This is a genomic window from Streptomyces clavuligerus, assembly GCF_005519465.1.
In the GTDB taxonomy this organism is placed as follows: Bacteria; Actinomycetota; Actinomycetes; order Streptomycetales; family Streptomycetaceae; genus Streptomyces; species Streptomyces clavuligerus.
Genome location: NZ_CP027858.1, coordinates 2049056 through 2063508, shown reverse-complemented (window position 1 = coordinate 2063508; position 14453 = coordinate 2049056). Strand labels below are relative to the sequence as shown.

12 protein-coding genes are annotated in these 14453 nt (G+C 73.3%); 9 read left to right on the top strand and 3 right to left on the bottom strand.

Translation table 11 applies throughout. The annotated features are described in order from the left end of the window. The first annotated feature begins 130 nt into the window (after window positions 1-130). From CRV15_RS08260 to nudC, 3 genes are all read left to right on the top strand, one after another. Complete coding sequence (locus CRV15_RS08260) at window positions 131-3727, top strand: ATP-dependent helicase (RefSeq protein ID WP_009997472.1); 3597 nt, start codon at window positions 131-133, stop codon at window positions 3725-3727. Between the two features lie 10 nt (window positions 3728-3737). Continuing rightward, window positions 3738-5135 carry a dipeptidase gene (locus CRV15_RS08255; RefSeq protein ID WP_003953917.1) on the top strand — a complete coding sequence of 466 codons (1398 nt, stop codon included), beginning with the start codon at window positions 3738-3740 and terminating at the stop codon, window positions 5133-5135. A 113-nt stretch (window positions 5136-5248) separates the two neighbouring features. Next, window positions 5249-6217, top strand: coding sequence for an NAD(+) diphosphatase (gene nudC / locus CRV15_RS08250; RefSeq protein ID WP_003953918.1), 969 nt, complete (start codon window positions 5249-5251; stop codon window positions 6215-6217). Window positions 6218-6320: 103 nt separating this feature from the next. Here nudC and CRV15_RS08245 read toward each other — a convergent pair whose 3' ends face one another. After that, the gene (locus CRV15_RS08245; protein WP_003953919.1) at window positions 6321-6563 is read right to left on the bottom strand and encodes a mycoredoxin; all 243 of its coding nucleotides are present in this window, start codon (window positions 6561-6563) and stop codon (window positions 6321-6323) included. Between the two features lie 263 nt (window positions 6564-6826). On the opposite strand from CRV15_RS08245, the gene CRV15_RS08240 reads away from it, so the two are divergent. From CRV15_RS08240 to CRV15_RS08220, 5 genes are all read left to right on the top strand, one after another. After that, on the top strand, window positions 6827-9007 hold the full coding sequence (locus tag CRV15_RS08240; protein WP_174391387.1) for an ATP-dependent DNA helicase UvrD2: 2181 nt from the start codon (window positions 6827-6829) through the stop codon (window positions 9005-9007). A 116-nt stretch (window positions 9008-9123) separates the two neighbouring features. Then, window positions 9124-9519 carry a hypothetical protein gene (locus tag CRV15_RS08235; protein ID WP_003961741.1) on the top strand — a complete coding sequence of 132 codons (396 nt, stop codon included), beginning with the start codon at window positions 9124-9126 and terminating at the stop codon, window positions 9517-9519. 190 nt (window positions 9520-9709) lie between these two features. Continuing rightward, window positions 9710-10078 carry a WhiB family transcriptional regulator gene (locus tag CRV15_RS08230; protein ID WP_003953924.1) on the top strand — a complete coding sequence of 123 codons (369 nt, stop codon included), beginning with the start codon at window positions 9710-9712 and terminating at the stop codon, window positions 10076-10078. Continuing rightward, on the top strand, window positions 10075-10398 hold the full coding sequence (locus CRV15_RS08225) for a hypothetical protein (RefSeq protein WP_003953926.1): 324 nt from the start codon (window positions 10075-10077) through the stop codon (window positions 10396-10398). Before CRV15_RS08230 ends, CRV15_RS08225 begins: the two co-directional genes overlap by 4 nt. Before the next feature lie 95 nt (window positions 10399-10493). Next, window positions 10494-10694, top strand: a complete 201-nt coding sequence (locus tag CRV15_RS08220) for a hypothetical protein (RefSeq protein ID WP_009997475.1) — start codon at window positions 10494-10496, stop codon at window positions 10692-10694. Window positions 10695-10848: 154 nt separating this feature from the next. On the opposite strand, the gene CRV15_RS08215 is transcribed toward CRV15_RS08220, so the two are convergent. Together CRV15_RS08215 and CRV15_RS08210 are read right to left on the bottom strand one after the other, a co-directional pair. Continuing rightward, the gene (locus CRV15_RS08215) at window positions 10849-12276 is read right to left on the bottom strand and encodes an ABC1 kinase family protein (protein ID WP_003961743.1); all 1428 of its coding nucleotides are present in this window, start codon (window positions 12274-12276) and stop codon (window positions 10849-10851) included. A gap of 67 nt (window positions 12277-12343) precedes the next feature. Continuing rightward, a complete protein-coding gene (locus CRV15_RS08210; protein WP_003961744.1) occupies window positions 12344-13519 on the bottom strand; it encodes a ThiF family adenylyltransferase in 1176 nt (391 codons plus the stop codon). Between the two features lie 187 nt (window positions 13520-13706). On the opposite strand from CRV15_RS08210, the gene CRV15_RS08205 reads away from it, so the two are divergent. Further along, window positions 13707-14294, top strand: a complete 588-nt coding sequence (locus tag CRV15_RS08205; RefSeq protein WP_003961745.1) for a M48 metallopeptidase family protein — start codon at window positions 13707-13709, stop codon at window positions 14292-14294. Window positions 14295-14453: the final 159 nt, after the last annotated feature.

Below are 14453 nucleotides of genomic sequence, written 5' to 3'. Positions count from 1 at the left end.
CCGCGTCGTCCACCGGCGGACCGTCCGCCGCCGGGTTGTCCACAGGTGGACCGTCCGCCGGTGGACCGCCCGTCGCCGGGTTGTCCACAGGCGCGACCGGTTTCCCGGCGGGGCGATTAGCCTCGTGAGGGTGACCGCACCCCTCACCGATCCCGAACAGCTGAAGGAACTGCTGGGGATTCCCTTCACCCCGGAGCAGACGGCCTGCATCACCGCGCCGCCCGCCCCGCAGGTCATCGTGGCCGGAGCCGGGTCGGGGAAGACGACGGTCATGGCCGCCCGCGTGGTCTGGCTCGTCGGCACCGGACAGGTCGCCCCCGAGCAGGTCCTCGGCCTCACCTTCACCAACAAGGCCGCAGGCGAGCTGGCCGAGCGGGTCCGCACCGCGCTGGTCCGCGCCGGGGTGACCGACCCCGACGCCATCGACCCGGACCGGCCGCCGGGCGAGCCCCGGATCTCCACGTACCACGCCTTCGCCGGGCAGCTCCTCACCGACCACGGGCTGCGGATCGGCCTGGAGCCCACCGCCCGGCTGCTCGCCGACGCCACCCGCTACCAGCTCGCCGCGCAGGTGCTGCGCGCCGCCCCGGGCCCCTACCCCGCGCTCACCCGCTCGTTCTCCACACTCGTCGGCGACCTCCTCGCCCTCGACGCCGAGCTGTCCGAGCACCTGGTCCGCCCGGAGCTGCTCGCCGCCCACGACGAGGAGCTGCTGGAGACCCTGGCGTCCGCCTCCCTCACCAACGCCGACCTGCGCAGGCTCCCCGAGGCCGCCGCCGCCCGCCGGGAGCTGCGGGGGCTCGTCCTGCGCTACCGCGCCGCCAAGCGCTCCCGGGAGCTGCTGGACTTCGGCGACCAGATAGCCCTCTCCGCCGAGCTGGCGCTCACCCGGCCCGCCGTCGGCACCCTGCTGCGCGACGAGTACCGCGTCGTCCTGCTCGACGAGTACCAGGACACCTCGGTCGCCCAGCGGCTGCTGCTGTCCGGGCTCTTCGGACAGGGCACCGGCCACGCCGTCACCGCCGTCGGCGACCCCTGCCAGGCCATCTACGGCTGGCGCGGCGCCTCCGTGGCCAACCTCGACGACTTCCCGATCCACTTCCCGTACCGCGACGGCACCCCCGCCGCCCGCTACTCGCTCAGCGAGAACCGCCGCAGCGGCGGCCGGCTGCTCCAGCTCGCCAACGGGCTGGCCGCGCCCCTGCGGGCCATGCACGAGGGCGTCGAGGCGCTGCGCCCGGCCCCCGGCGCCGAGCGCGACGGATCGGTGCGCGTCGCCCTGCTGCCCACGCACGCCGAGGAGATCGACTGGCTGGCCGACTCCATCGCCCGGCTGGTGCGCGCCGACAAGGCCCCCGGCGAGATCGCCGTGCTCTGCCGCACCGCCACCGACTTCCCCGAGATCCAGGCCGCCCTGGTGGCCCGGGACATCCCGGTCGAGGTCGTGGGCCTGTCCGGGCTGCTCCACCTGCCCGAGGTCGCCGACCTCGTCGCCGTCTGCGAGGTGCTTCAGGACCCGGGGGCCAACGCCTCGCTGGTCCGGCTGCTCACCGGCCCCCGCTGGCGGATCGGCCCGCGCGACCTCGCGCTGCTGGGCCGCCGTGCCCGGCTCCTGGTCCACCGCGACAGCGGTCACGACGACGGCGCCGGTCTCGCCGAGCGGCTGGCGGCCGCCGTCGAGGGCACCGACCCGGCCGAGGTGATCTCCCTGGCCGACGCCCTCGACGCCTTCATCGACCCGGCCGGGGCCGACGACGGACTGCCCTTCTCCGGGGAGGCCAGGGTCCGCTTCGCCCATCTCGCCCGGGAGCTGCGCGAGCTGCGCCGCTCGCTCGCCGACCCGCTCATGGACGTCCTGCACCGAGTCCTGTCCACCACCGGGCTGGACGTCGAGCTGTCCGCGTCCCCCCGGGCGCTGGCCGCGCGCCGCCGGGAGACCCTGGGCAACTTCCTGGACATCGCCGCCGGTTTCGCCGCCCTGGACGGGGAGGCGTCCCTCCTGGCCTTCCTCGGCTTTCTGCGGACGGCCGCGCAGTACGAGAAGGGCCTGGACAACGCCCTCCCCGGCGGGGAGAACACCGTCAAGGTGCTGACCGCGCACAAGTCCAAGGGTCTGGAGTGGGACGTGGTGGCGGTCCCCGGGCTGACCGCCGGGAGCTTCCCGAGCGACCGGGCGCGCGAGGCGTGGACCGCGCACCCCCAGGTGCTGCCGCACGCGCTGCGCGGCGACGCGGCGACCCTCCCGGAGCTGCCCGCCCCCGACGCGAAGGGGCTGAAGGCGTTCAAGGAGGAGCTGAAGGAGCACCAGCACACCGAGGAGCTGCGGCTGGGCTATGTGACCTTCACCCGCCCGCGCTCCCTGCTGCTGGGGTCGGCCCACTGGTGGGGCCCCGCCCAGAAGCGCCCCCGGGGCCCGTCGGCCTTCCTGGAGGCCCTGTACGAGCACTGCGTGGCGGGCTTCGGCGAGATCGAGGTCTGGGCCGACGAGCCCGCCGCCGACGCGGAGAACCCCCAGCAGACGCCGGGCGGCCCGGACGAGGTCTGGCCGCTGCCCCTTGACCCGGCCTCGCTGCGCCGCCGCCGAGCGGCCCGTGACACGGTGCTGGCATACCTGGAAGAGCCCGTGGAACCCGTGGGCCCTGTGCGGTCGGACGGGTCCACCGCGACCCCCGCGGCGCCCGTGCCGCTCTCCGCCGACGCCCTTGGGGACACCTCCGCGGACGCCTCCGGGAACGCCGGGTCGGAGCCGTGGGGCGACGAGCCGTGGCACCTGGAGGAGCCGTGGGACCCCGAGGACTTCCCCGAGCCCGAGGAGCCGTGGGCCCCGGCGGACGCCCCCACCGCCCCCGCGCCGTACCCGTCGGGCCCGCAGGACACGGGCCCGGAGGACACAGGGCGCACAGGCCCGGAGGCCACGGGCCATACGGGTCCGCAGGCCACGGGTCCGGCGGACGGCGGCCCCGACGGCCCCGAGCCGCTGACGCCCGAGGAACTGCGCGCCATCGCCTCCTGGGACCGTGACCTGACCGCGCTCGCCCAGGAGCTGCGCGGCGCCCGCGCCTCCGTCCACGAGGTGCCGCTGCCGCCCGCCCTCACCGCGTCCCAGCTCATGCGGCTCGCGGCCGACCCGGACGGCTTCGCCCGTGAACTGGCCCGGCCCATGCCGCGCCCGCCGCAGCCCGCCGCCCGCCGGGGCACCCGGTTCCACGCCTGGGTGGAGTCCCGCTTCGAGGAACTGCCGCTGCCCCTGCTCGGCCCCGACGAGCTGCCCGGCGGCGATCTCGACGGACCGGACCTGGCCGACATCGCCGACGAGGAGGATCTCGCCGCGCTCAAGGAGGCTTTCGAGCGCACCCCCTACGCCCGCCGTACACCCCACCGGGTGGAGTCGCCGTTCCAGATCACCCTCGCCGGACGGGTGGTCCGGGGCCGGATCGACGCCGTCTACCGCACCACCGCGGCGGACGGACCGGCCACCTCCCCGGCCCGTTACGAGATCGTGGACTGGAAGACCGGCGCCGCCGCGGCCGCCGACCCGCTCCAGCTCGCCGTCTACCGCCTGGCCTGGGCCGAGCAGCACGGCCTCGACCCCGAGGAGGTGGACGCGGCGTTCGTGTTCGTCCGCAGCGGGGAGGTCGTCCGCCCGCAGTCCCTTCCCGGCCGCGCCGAACTGGAGCGCGTCCTGCTCGGTGGGACGGCAGACGAGGGGGGTGGTGGAGGCGGCTAGGCTCAGACACATGAGCGACACCCCGGACAGCGCCGTCCGCCAGTACATCGAGCAGCACCGCGCCGCCTTCCTCGACGACCTCGCGGACTGGCTGCGCATTCCCTCCGTCTCGGCCCAGCCCGAGCATGACGCGGATGTACGGCGCAGCGCCGACTGGCTCGCGGCCAAGCTCACGGAGACCGGCTTCCCGGTCGCCGAGGTGTGGCCCACCCCCGGCGCGCCCGCCGTCTTCGCCGAGTGGCCCGCCGAGGACCCGGACGCCCCCGTCGTCCTGGTCTACGGCCACCACGACGTGCAGCCCGCCGCGCGCGCCGACGGCTGGCACACGGACCCGTTCGAGCCGGAGACCGTCGGCGGCAGGCTCTACGCCCGGGGCGCGGCCGACGACAAGGGCCAGGTGTTCTTCCACACCCTGGGTGTCCGGGCGCATCTCGCCGCCACCGGCCGGAGCGCTCCCGCCGTCCATCTCAAGCTGCTGGTCGAGGGCGAGGAGGAGTCCGGCTCGCCGCACTTCCGCGCGCTGGTCGAGGCCAACGCCGAGCGGCTGCGGGCCGACGCCGTGATCGTCTCCGACACCGGGATGTGGTCCGAGACCACGCCCACCGTCTGCACCGGCATGCGCGGCCTCGCCGACTGCGAGATCGAGCTGTCCGGGCCCGGCCAGGACATCCACTCCGGCTCGTTCGGCGGCGCGGTCCCCAACCCGGCCACCGTCGCCGCCCGGCTGGTCGCCGCGCTCCACGACGAGGACGAGCGGGTCACCGTCCCCGGCTTCTACGACGGCGTCTCCCCGCTCGGCGACGAGGAGCGCGCCCTCTTCGCGGAGCTGCCGTTCGACGAGAAGGAGTGGCTCGCCACCGCCCAGTCCCACGGGACCCTCGGCGAGCGCGGCTTCTCCACGCTGGAGCGGATCTGGGCCCGCCCCACGGCCGAGGTGAACGGCATCGGCGGCGGCTACCAGGGCCCCGGCGGAAAGACGATCATCCCCTCGTCGGCCTCCCTGAAGCTGTCGTTCCGGCTGGTCGCGGGCCAGGACCCGGGGGCGATCGAGGCCGCGCTCAGCCAGTGGGTCGCCCAGCGCGTCCCCGACGGCATCCGCTACAGCCTCACCTTCGGCGCGGCCACCCGCCCCTGTCTCACCCCGCTGGACCACCCCGCGCTGCGCTCCGTCGTCCGCTCCATGAGCCGGGCCTTCGACGGGCGGAAGATCCTCTTCACCCGTGAGGGGGGCTCGGGCCCCGCCGCCGACCTCCAGGACGTGCTGGGCGCGCCCGTGCTGTTCCTCGGCATCTCCGTCCCCTCCGACGGCTGGCACGCGCCGAACGAGAAGGTCGAGCTGGACCTGCTGTTCAAGGGAGTGGAGACGGCCGCCTACCTCTGGGACGACCTTGCCGCGTCCCTGCGCTGACCGGGACCGGCCGAGCCCCGGCCCGGCCGACCGCGGCCCCTGGCCGACCGAACGAGCCCTTGGCTGACCGACCGCCGAACCGAGACCCGATCCACCGGGGGAGTTGGAAGTACGTGAGCACCAACGGCCATGTCACCGCGGACCGTGCCACCGGCCTCACCGCAGAGCCCGTCAGCCTGACCGCGCCGAGCGGGATCGACCGCGAGGCGCACCACCGGCTGGACGAGGCCTGGCTGGCGGCGGCGTGGAGCCACCCCACCACCCGGGTCTTCGTGGTCTGCGGCGGTCAGGCGCTGATCGACGACACCGCCGACGGGCGCACCGAACTGGTGATGACCCCGGCGTTCGAGGCCCCCGTCACCGAGACCCACCGCTACTTCCTGGGCACCGACGAGGACGGGGTGCGCTACTTCGCGCTCCAGAAGGACACCCTGCCGGGCCGGATGGACCAGTCCGCGCGCCCGGCGGGGCTGCGGGAGGCCGGGCAACTGCTCTCCGCGCGGGACGCGGGGCTGCTGGTGCACGCGGTGGCGCTGGAGAACTGGCAGCGGTTGCACCGCTTCTGCTCGCGCTGCGGCGAGCGCACCGTCATCGCGGCGGCGGGCCATGTCCGCCGCTGCCAGGCGTGCGGCGCCGAGCACTACCCGCGGACCGACCCGGCCGTGATCATGCTGGTCACCGATGAGGAGGACCGGGCGCTGCTGGGCCGGCAGGTGCACTGGCCCGAGGGGCGCTTCTCCACCCTCGCGGGGTTCGTGGAACCGGGCGAGTCGATCGAGCAGTCGGTGCGCCGGGAGGTCCTGGAGGAGGCGGGCGTCGAGGTCGGCGAGGTCGCGTACGTGGCCAGCCAGCCCTGGCCCTTCCCCTCCAGCCTGATGCTCGGCTTCACCGCGCGGGCGACCTCGTCCGCGATCACGGTGGACGGGGAGGAACTGCACGAGGCCCGCTGGTTCTCCCGGGAGGAACTGCGGGCGGCCTTCGCGTCCGGCGAGGTGCTGCCGCCGTTCGGCATCTCCATCGCGGCCCGCCTGATCGAACGCTGGTACGGCGAACCCCTCCCGTCCCCCGCTCCCCGGGTCTGACTCCCGGCCCACGTCACGGCCCCGGAACCACCGGTGCCCCGGGGCCGTCCGCCCCGGGGCACACCGGTCGCCGCACGCGGCCATGGGCCCGCGGGCCCGGGCGTCAGACGCCGACCTTCTCCTTGACCTGCGCGAGCGAGGGGTTCGTCAGCGTCGAGCCGTCCGGGAAGAGCACGGTCGGCACCGTCTGGTTGCCCCCGTTGGCCTTCTCCACGAACGCGGCGGACTCCGGGTCCTGCTCGATGTTGATCTCGGTGTACGCGATGCCCTCGCGGTCCATCTGGCTCTTCAGCCGACGGCAGTATCCGCACCAGGTGGTGCTGTACATCGTCACAGTGCCCGACATCGTCTTCCGGCTCCTTCGGTGGCTCACGGCATGCGTCCGCCCCCGTACGACACGGGGGCACCGTAGAGAACGTACGAGGTCCCGGAGCCATTCCCGGCACCGGCCCCCGCCCGGCGCCCGGGTCAGGGTCCCCACTCGGTCGTGGTAACCAAGGGTGATCGATTTGTCACTCCGGGGTGTTCCGGTGGGGATTCGTATGACCGGAGGTGGTGGCCTGTGGACAACCGCCGCATCCACACCGCCGGACCTGGCAGCATGGCGGGGTGACAGCAGCAACGCACTCCTCCCTTTTCCCTCAGGTTCCCGAGTCGGCGGACGCGGTGCTCGACGGCCTCGACCCGGAGCAGCGCGCGGTGGCGACGACCCTGCACGGACCGGTGTGTGTCCTGGCGGGCGCCGGTACGGGCAAGACGCGGGCGATCACCCATCGCATCGCCTACGGGGTCCGCGCGGGGATACTCCAGCCCGCGAGTGTGCTGGCCGTCACCTTCACCAACCGGGCGGCGGGGGAGATGCGGGGGCGGCTGCGGCAGCTCGGTGCCGGAGGGGTGCAGGCGCGCACCTTCCACTCCGCGGCCCTGCGCCAGCTCCAGTACTTCTGGCCGCGGGCGGTCGGCGGCGAGGTGCCCCGGCTTCTCGAACGCAAGATCCAGTTGGTCGCCGAGTCGGCGGCGCGCTGCCGCTTCCGGCTCGACCGCAATGAGCTGCGCGATGCGACCAGCGAGATCGAATGGGCGAAGGTCACCCAGACCGTCCCGGCCGACTACCCGGCGGCGGTGGCCAAGTCCCTGCGGGACGCCCCCCGGGATCCCGCCGAGATCAGCCAAATCTACGCCATGTACGAGCAGCTCAAGCGCGATCGCGCGGTGATTGACTTCGAGGATGTGCTGCTGCTGACCGTGGGCATCCTCCAGGACCGCCCCGACATCGCCGACCAGATCCGCCGCCAGTACCAGCACTTCGTGGTGGACGAGTACCAGGACGTCAGCCCCCTCCAGCAGCGGCTGCTGGAGCTGTGGCTCGGCGACCGGGACAGCCTCTGCGTCGTCGGCGACGCCAGCCAGACGATCTACTCCTTCACTGGGGCCACCCCGGACCATCTGCTGAGCTTCCGCACCCGCCATCCCTCGGCCACCGTGGTCAAGCTGGTGCGGGACTACCGTTCGACCCCGCAGGTCGTCCATCTCGCCAACGGGCTGCTGAGCCAGGCCAGGGGCCGCGCCGCCGAGCACCGGCTGGAGCTGGTCTCGCAGCGCGAGTCCGGCCCCGAGCCCTCCTACGAGGAGTACCCGGACGAGCCCGCGGAGGCGGAGGGCACCGCCCGCCGTATCCGTGAGCTGATCGACACCGGTGTGCCCGCCGGTGAGATCGCCGTGCTCTACCGCGTCAACGCCCAGTCGGAGGTCTACGAGCAGGCGCTGGCCGACGCCGGGGTCCCGTACCAGCTGCGGGGCGCCGAGCGGTTCTTCGAGCGGCAGGAGGTCCGGGAGGCGGGTGTGGCCCTGCGCGGCGCGGCCCGCGCCGGGGGGAACGACTCCCTGCTCGACTCCGCCGACGATCTGCCCGGCCAGGTCCGCGCGGTCCTGTCGACGCAGGGCTGGAGCACCGAGCCGCCCGCGGGCTCCGGGGCCGTGCGGGACCGCTGGGAGTCGCTGGCCGCGCTGGTGCGGCTGGCGGAGGACTTCGCCCGTGCCCGGTCCGGTGCCACGCTCGCCGATCTGGTGGCCGAGCTGGACGAGCGGGCCGCGGCCCAGCACGCCCCCACCGTCCAGGGCGTCACCCTCGCCTCGATGCACGCGGCCAAGGGCCTGGAGTGGGACGCGGTCTTCGTGGTCGGGCTCACCGAGGGCATGATGCCGATCACCTATGCCAAGACGGACGAGCAGATCGAGGAGGAGCGGCGGCTGCTCTACGTCGGCGTCACCCGGGCCCGGTTCCATCTCTCGCTGTCCTGGGCGCTGTCCCGCTCCCCGGGCGGCCGTGCCTCCCGCCGTCCGACCCGCTTCCTCAACGGACTGCGGCCCGGCTCCGCCGCCGCCGGTCCCCGGGGCACGGCGGGCGCGGGCGGGGCGGAGCGCGGCAGCCGGCGCAAGCGCCGCGGCCCGGCGCTCTGCCGGGTCTGCGGCAAGACCCTCACCGACGCCGGTGAGATGAAGCTGATGCGCTGCGAGGACTGCCCGTCGGACATGGACGAGGGCCTGTACGAGCGGCTGCGGGAATGGCGTTCCGCGCAGGCGCGCGGGCTCGGCCAGCCGGCCTATTGCGTGTTCACCGACAAGACCTTGATCGCGATCGCCGAGGCCGTCCCCGCCGACGAGGCGGAGCTGTCGCGGATCTCCGGGGTCGGGGGGCGCAAGCTGGAGCGGTTCGGCGCCGATGTCCTCACCCTCTGCGCAGGTCAGGAGCTGGAGGACGAGGCAGGTGACCCCTCCGCCGAGGACTGAGACGAACTCGTCGGAAAAATAGTTTGCGCAGTCCCCGACATCCCCCATAGGTTCTTAACCACGGGAACAGCGGGCTTCTCCGAGCCCCTGCCCCCGTGCTCTACTTATCCGAATACATGTGGTCGGCTTGTCCGGCCCCGAGACGCCGAGAGGAGGCGAGTCCAGTGATCAGCAATAACACCAGCAGCAACATCAGCTTCAACGCATCGTCCATTGTGGCCGATCGCTCGATCGTCGCCTCCGCCTGCTCGCTCGGCTTCTCCCTGTCGTTCGACTTCGACGCCACCCGTGTGTCCGGTGTCGCGACCGAGGTCTCCCTGCGGCCTCTGGGCGGGCTTCCCGTCCTGGAGCGGGTCGAGCGACCGACCGAGGCACTGGAAGCAGGAGTGGCCAAGGCACAGGTCAAGACCTATGCCTTTGCGGCGACCGGTGCCGGAACCGCGAAGAAGCAGACGCAGCACCACATGACGTGGGCCTTCCGTGGGCTCGAACCCTGGAGTGATCCAGCCTGATGTGATCAGGCCGGCGCCTTCAGGGCCGCGGAACCCCACTCGGGTTCCGCGGCCCTTCTGTTTTCCCCACACCGGGGAGCCGGAACGAAGGGGCCTCGGGACAGCAGCACCCGGTACCAGCCCCCCGGTCCGACCGGGGGACCACCAACCGGCCGACCGGCCGGACCGACAAGACGAGGAATACACCACCGTGCAACTCGAAGCGCACGCCCCGTCCGTACCGCCTTCCGAGACCATCACCCCGCCCGCTTCCACGGAGGACTCCCCCTTGACCGCGCTCACCGCGCTCACCGCTCTCGACGACGCCATCGAGAACCTCGGCGTGCCCGTCCCCTGCCGCTCCTACGACCCGGAGGTCTTCTTCGCCGAGTCCCCGGCGGACGTGGAGTACGCCAAGTCCCTCTGCCGCACCTGCCCGCTGATGGAGGCATGCCTCGCGGGTGCCAAGGAGCGGCGTGAGCCGTGGGGTGTCTGGGGCGGCGAGCTGTTCGTCCAGGGCGTGGTCGTCGCCCGGAAGCGTCCGCGTGGCCGTCCGCGCAAGAACCCGGTAGCGGCATGATCGCCATCGGCACCGTCGACCGCCCCCTCACGCACGATCCGCAGAAGCAGGCCCTCATGCCCACTTCCCTGAGCGAGCCCGCAGGCTCCGCCACCCCAGTCGTCACCACCATCGGCGCGAACGCCTCGCGTCAGAACAGGACCCGCGAAATGCAACTCATCCCAGAAGCCCTGGCGCGTGCGCATATGCATGACCGCCTGCGCGACGCCGACATCGAGCGCCGGGCCGTCCGCCTGGTCACCGCCCGGCGTATGCAGCGCCGCGCGGAGCGGGTGTCGATGCGCGCCCGCCGCGCGCTGGCCATGGCCGTCATGAACTGACCATCGGCCGTAGGCTCCCGGGGGCAGGTCCGAACGGACCTGCCCCCGCGGTGCGTTCCCCGGCCAACGGGCCCCCCGGGGGGTATCGTCACAGGGTGGACCAGCAGCAGAACCCCCACCCGGCGGACCCGGGTGCCGAGAGCATCATGTGTTCCCGCTGTGGCACGGCGGCTGAGGGCACCCCGCCCACCTGGACCTGCTCCGTGGAGAACCACACCCGCCGCTACTTCTGCGACGAGTGCGCCCGCGCCAACCTCCGCGCGATCGAGAGCAGGCTCGACTCGGCCTGGTGGTAGCCCCCCGGCCGAGGACCCGGCACCGCCCCCGGCCACCGCCCGGCCCGGTCACCCGCCCCGGGCCCGCGGCAGGCCGACCGCCCCGGGCCCGCGGCAGGCCCGTGCTCCGGGCCGACCGCCCCGCCCCCCCCGGGTCGGGCGCGCGGCGGCCGGATCAGACCTGCGCCGGTGCGGTGCCGTCCACCGGGTCCTTCCCCTCGGGCGCGGCGTCCGGGCCGCCGTCCGGGTCCGGGACGTCCTCCTCGGCGAGCGGGTGCTCCGCCACAAAGCCCGGCACCCATGTCTCCAGCTCGTCCCGCAGCCGTACCGTCGCGTTCAGCTGGCACAGCACCCCGATCGTGCTCAGCGTCACCCGGTGTATCAGCAGATACGACGGCGGCAGATTGAGCTGCTTGCCCAATTGGTGCGCGGGGGAGCGGATGTCCGCGATCCGGGTGGCCTGGGAGCGCATCCAGCCCCGGGAGAAGGTGAACGCCTCCACCTCCGCGGGCTCGATGATCGGCAGCAGATACTCCAGCACGGCGTCCGGGTCCAGCTCGATCTCCTGCTTCACGAAGCCCTCTTCGCACAGCAGTTCATAGACCGTGTCGGCGTGACCCTCCAGAGTCATCCGCAGACACTCCCCGATCGGCAGCGGCAGCCCGCCGGGCAGCCGGTCCACCGTGCCGAAGTCCAGCACGCCCAGCCGCCAGCCCGCGCCCCCGTCCAGCGGCAGCAGCCGGAAGTTCCCCGGGTGCGGGTCGGCGTGGAGCAGCCCGGTGCGCGCCGGGCCGGAGAAGAGAAAGCGCGCCAGGAGCTGCCCGGCCCGGTCCCGCTGCTCCTGGGTGCCCTCGGAGATGACCTCCGCCAGGGGGATGCCGTCGATCCACTCGGTCACCAGCACCTGGTCCGACTGGAAGACCACATCCGGCACCAGCACATCCGGATCGTCCGCGAACTCCGCCGCGTGCTCCCGCTGCGACTCCGCCTCCAGGGCGTAGTCCAGCTCCTCCGACACCCGGTCCCGCAACTCGGTGATCAGCGGCTTGATGTCCATCCCCGGAATGAGCGGACCCAGCAGCTTGGCGAACCGGCTGAGCTGCGTCAGATCCGCGAGCAGCGCCTCACCCGCGCCCGGGTACTGCACCTTCACCGCGACCTCACGGCCGTCGTGCCAGACCGCGCGGTGCACCTGGCCGATGGAGGCGGCGGCGGAGGGCTTGTCCTCGAAGGTGAGGAACAGCTCCCGCCACTCCTCGCCCAGCCGCTCCTCCAGCACCGTGTGGACCGTGCGTGTCGGCATCGGCGGAGCCGCGTCCTGGAGCTTGGTGAGCGCGGCGCGATAGGGCCCGGCGATGTCCTCGGGGAGCGCGGACTCGAAGACGGACAGCGCCTGCCCGAACTTCATCGCACCCCCCTTCAACTCCCCCAAGACCTTGAAGAGCTGCTCGGCGGTGCGCTGTTGCAGTTCACGGGCGACGATCTCGGCGGACTTGCCGCCGATCCGCTTGCCGAGCCCCCAGGTGGCCCGGCCGGCGAAGCCCAGTGGCAGAGCGGCCAACTTGGCGGTCCGGGTGACCGCCTTCCGGGGAAGATCAGACATACGCCCCTCCAAATCCCAGCCGGCCGTGCCCGTGACGTGCTCAGCGGCCCTGCTCCGTCGACGGCGGTTACCCGGCCATTGTCTCGTGTGAACGTGCGATACCGGGGGTGTCCTGCCCCTCACTTTTCCCTCCCGCGCCGCAGTCGCAGTCGTCGTGCGGGGCCACGGGCCGCGGCCGCCACTCCAGCAGAGGCATCGAGGTCTCCCAGCGCGCGCCGACGCAGGCGGGCAACTCCCCGTCCAGGAAGGACAGCGCGTGCGCCGCCGCCGTTCCCGCGACCGCCGATGCCAGGGAGAGATCACACGCGGGTACCGGTGCCCGGCGTCCGCCCGAGCGCCACTGCGCCACCAGCCTCGGCCACCCCGGGTCGCGATCGGCCCGGCCCAGCTCCAGACAGCCCGCGCACGCGGTGCCGCCGGGCAGTACCAGGGGCCCGACCAGGCCGGTCGACTCGATCACCCCGGCATAGAGATGGGGTGTCCCCGTGGCGATCCAGTCCCTGGCCGCCGCCGGGTCGGGGGCGTGGGCGGCGAGACCGTCGCGCGGGCAGAGCACGACCAGGGAGAGCCCCGCCGCGTGCCCCGGGCCGCCCTCCGCCGTCCCGTCGCCCTGCGGCGCGCTCCCCGGCCGGGGAGCGCGCCGGGCCGGTATCGCCGCCGTATGGCGCACCAGACGGCGGGCCGCCGCGTCCCGCCGCTCCCCGACGGCCGCCGCCGGAAGCCCGCCGGGCGCCACGTCCCAGGGCTCGGTGTGTCCGCCGTCCAGCACCTCCACCCGGCCCACTCCGGAGGCCGACAGCAGGGCCGCCACCGAGGCACCCACCCTGCCCGCGCCTCTGATCTGCACATGCGTCGCCTGCCGTGCGGCCAGCCGCCGTAATCCACCGCCGGGTTCCGGATGGACCACGGAGAGCGCAGCCAGGTCGGGCCGCAGCCGGTCGAGGACCGGCGCCCGATGGCGCAGGGCCTCGGCCTCCGGTCCGCCCGCCCTGACGTCGTCCAGCAGGCCCGCCGCCGTGAGCCGGCCCAGCAGGGCGTCCAGATGTCCGTCCGGCAGCCCCAGCGACCGGGCCTCCGCCCGCAGCAGTGGCAGCCCGCGGGTCCCGTCGAGCAGATCCAGCAGCGTGCCCGTCGCCGTGTCCACCGGTCCGAGCGTCACCGCCAGCGCGCCCGTCACACCGAACTGCACACTCTGCCGCTCCCGCCAGGCCCGCCGCAGCGCGGGCTTCAGCATGGGATGCATATCCGTACCCCCTTGTCCGCCGACGGAAGTCAGAATGCACGGGATCTGCACGGCGCGCGGAAAGTTGTCCACAGGGGCGGCCTATTAGTCATATGAATTTGGCGTCGTGGAAGAGGATCATGGTGGATCGCGTCGGAACCGATCCAGGGGCGGGACTTATTCCACGGTCAGCGGGTAACGTCGGGGCGTGTCCGTCGAGCCTTCCCCCAGCGTCGCGGAGGAGACCCCGCCCCGGCCGCCCCGCCGATCGGGGACGAGTGCGGTCGAGGTCCGCAGAAGCCCGCGCCGCCGCCGAACCGTATCCGCCTACCGCGAGGGCGACAGAACGATCGTCCTGATCCCCGCCCGGATGTCCGAGGCCGAGGAGCAGCGCTGGGTGGGCGTGATGCTCGACAAACTCGCCGCCCAGGAGAGCAGACGCACCCTCGGCGACCGGGAGCTGGCGGCACGGGCGAACCGGCTCTCGGCGCAGTATCTCGGCGGCAGGGCCCGCCCGGCCTCCGTGCGCTGGGTGACGAACCAGAACACCCGCTGGGGCTCCTGCACCCCCGCCGAGGGCAGCATCCGCCTCTCGCACCGGCTCCAGGGGATGCCCGAGTACGTGATCGACTATGTGCTCGTCCATGAGCTGGCACACCTTCTGGTCCCCGGTCACGGCCCCCGTTTCTGGCAGCTCATGGAGGCGTACCCCCGTACCGAGCGGGCCCGGGGGTATCTGGAGGGCGTGGTGGCCGCGACCCGGCTGCCGCATCCGTCACCGGAGGCGGGGGAGTGAGACACAGCCGCTGACCACACCCGGTGAGCAGGGAGAAAACCATGGGCGCGGGAAAGCGGCGCGCGTCCCGGGTGGAATACCGCCGCACCGGGCCGGGGCCGCTCTTTTTATGCCGTCCGCCATGCCGCCTTATGCCGTCCGCCGCGACAGTCCCGGCAC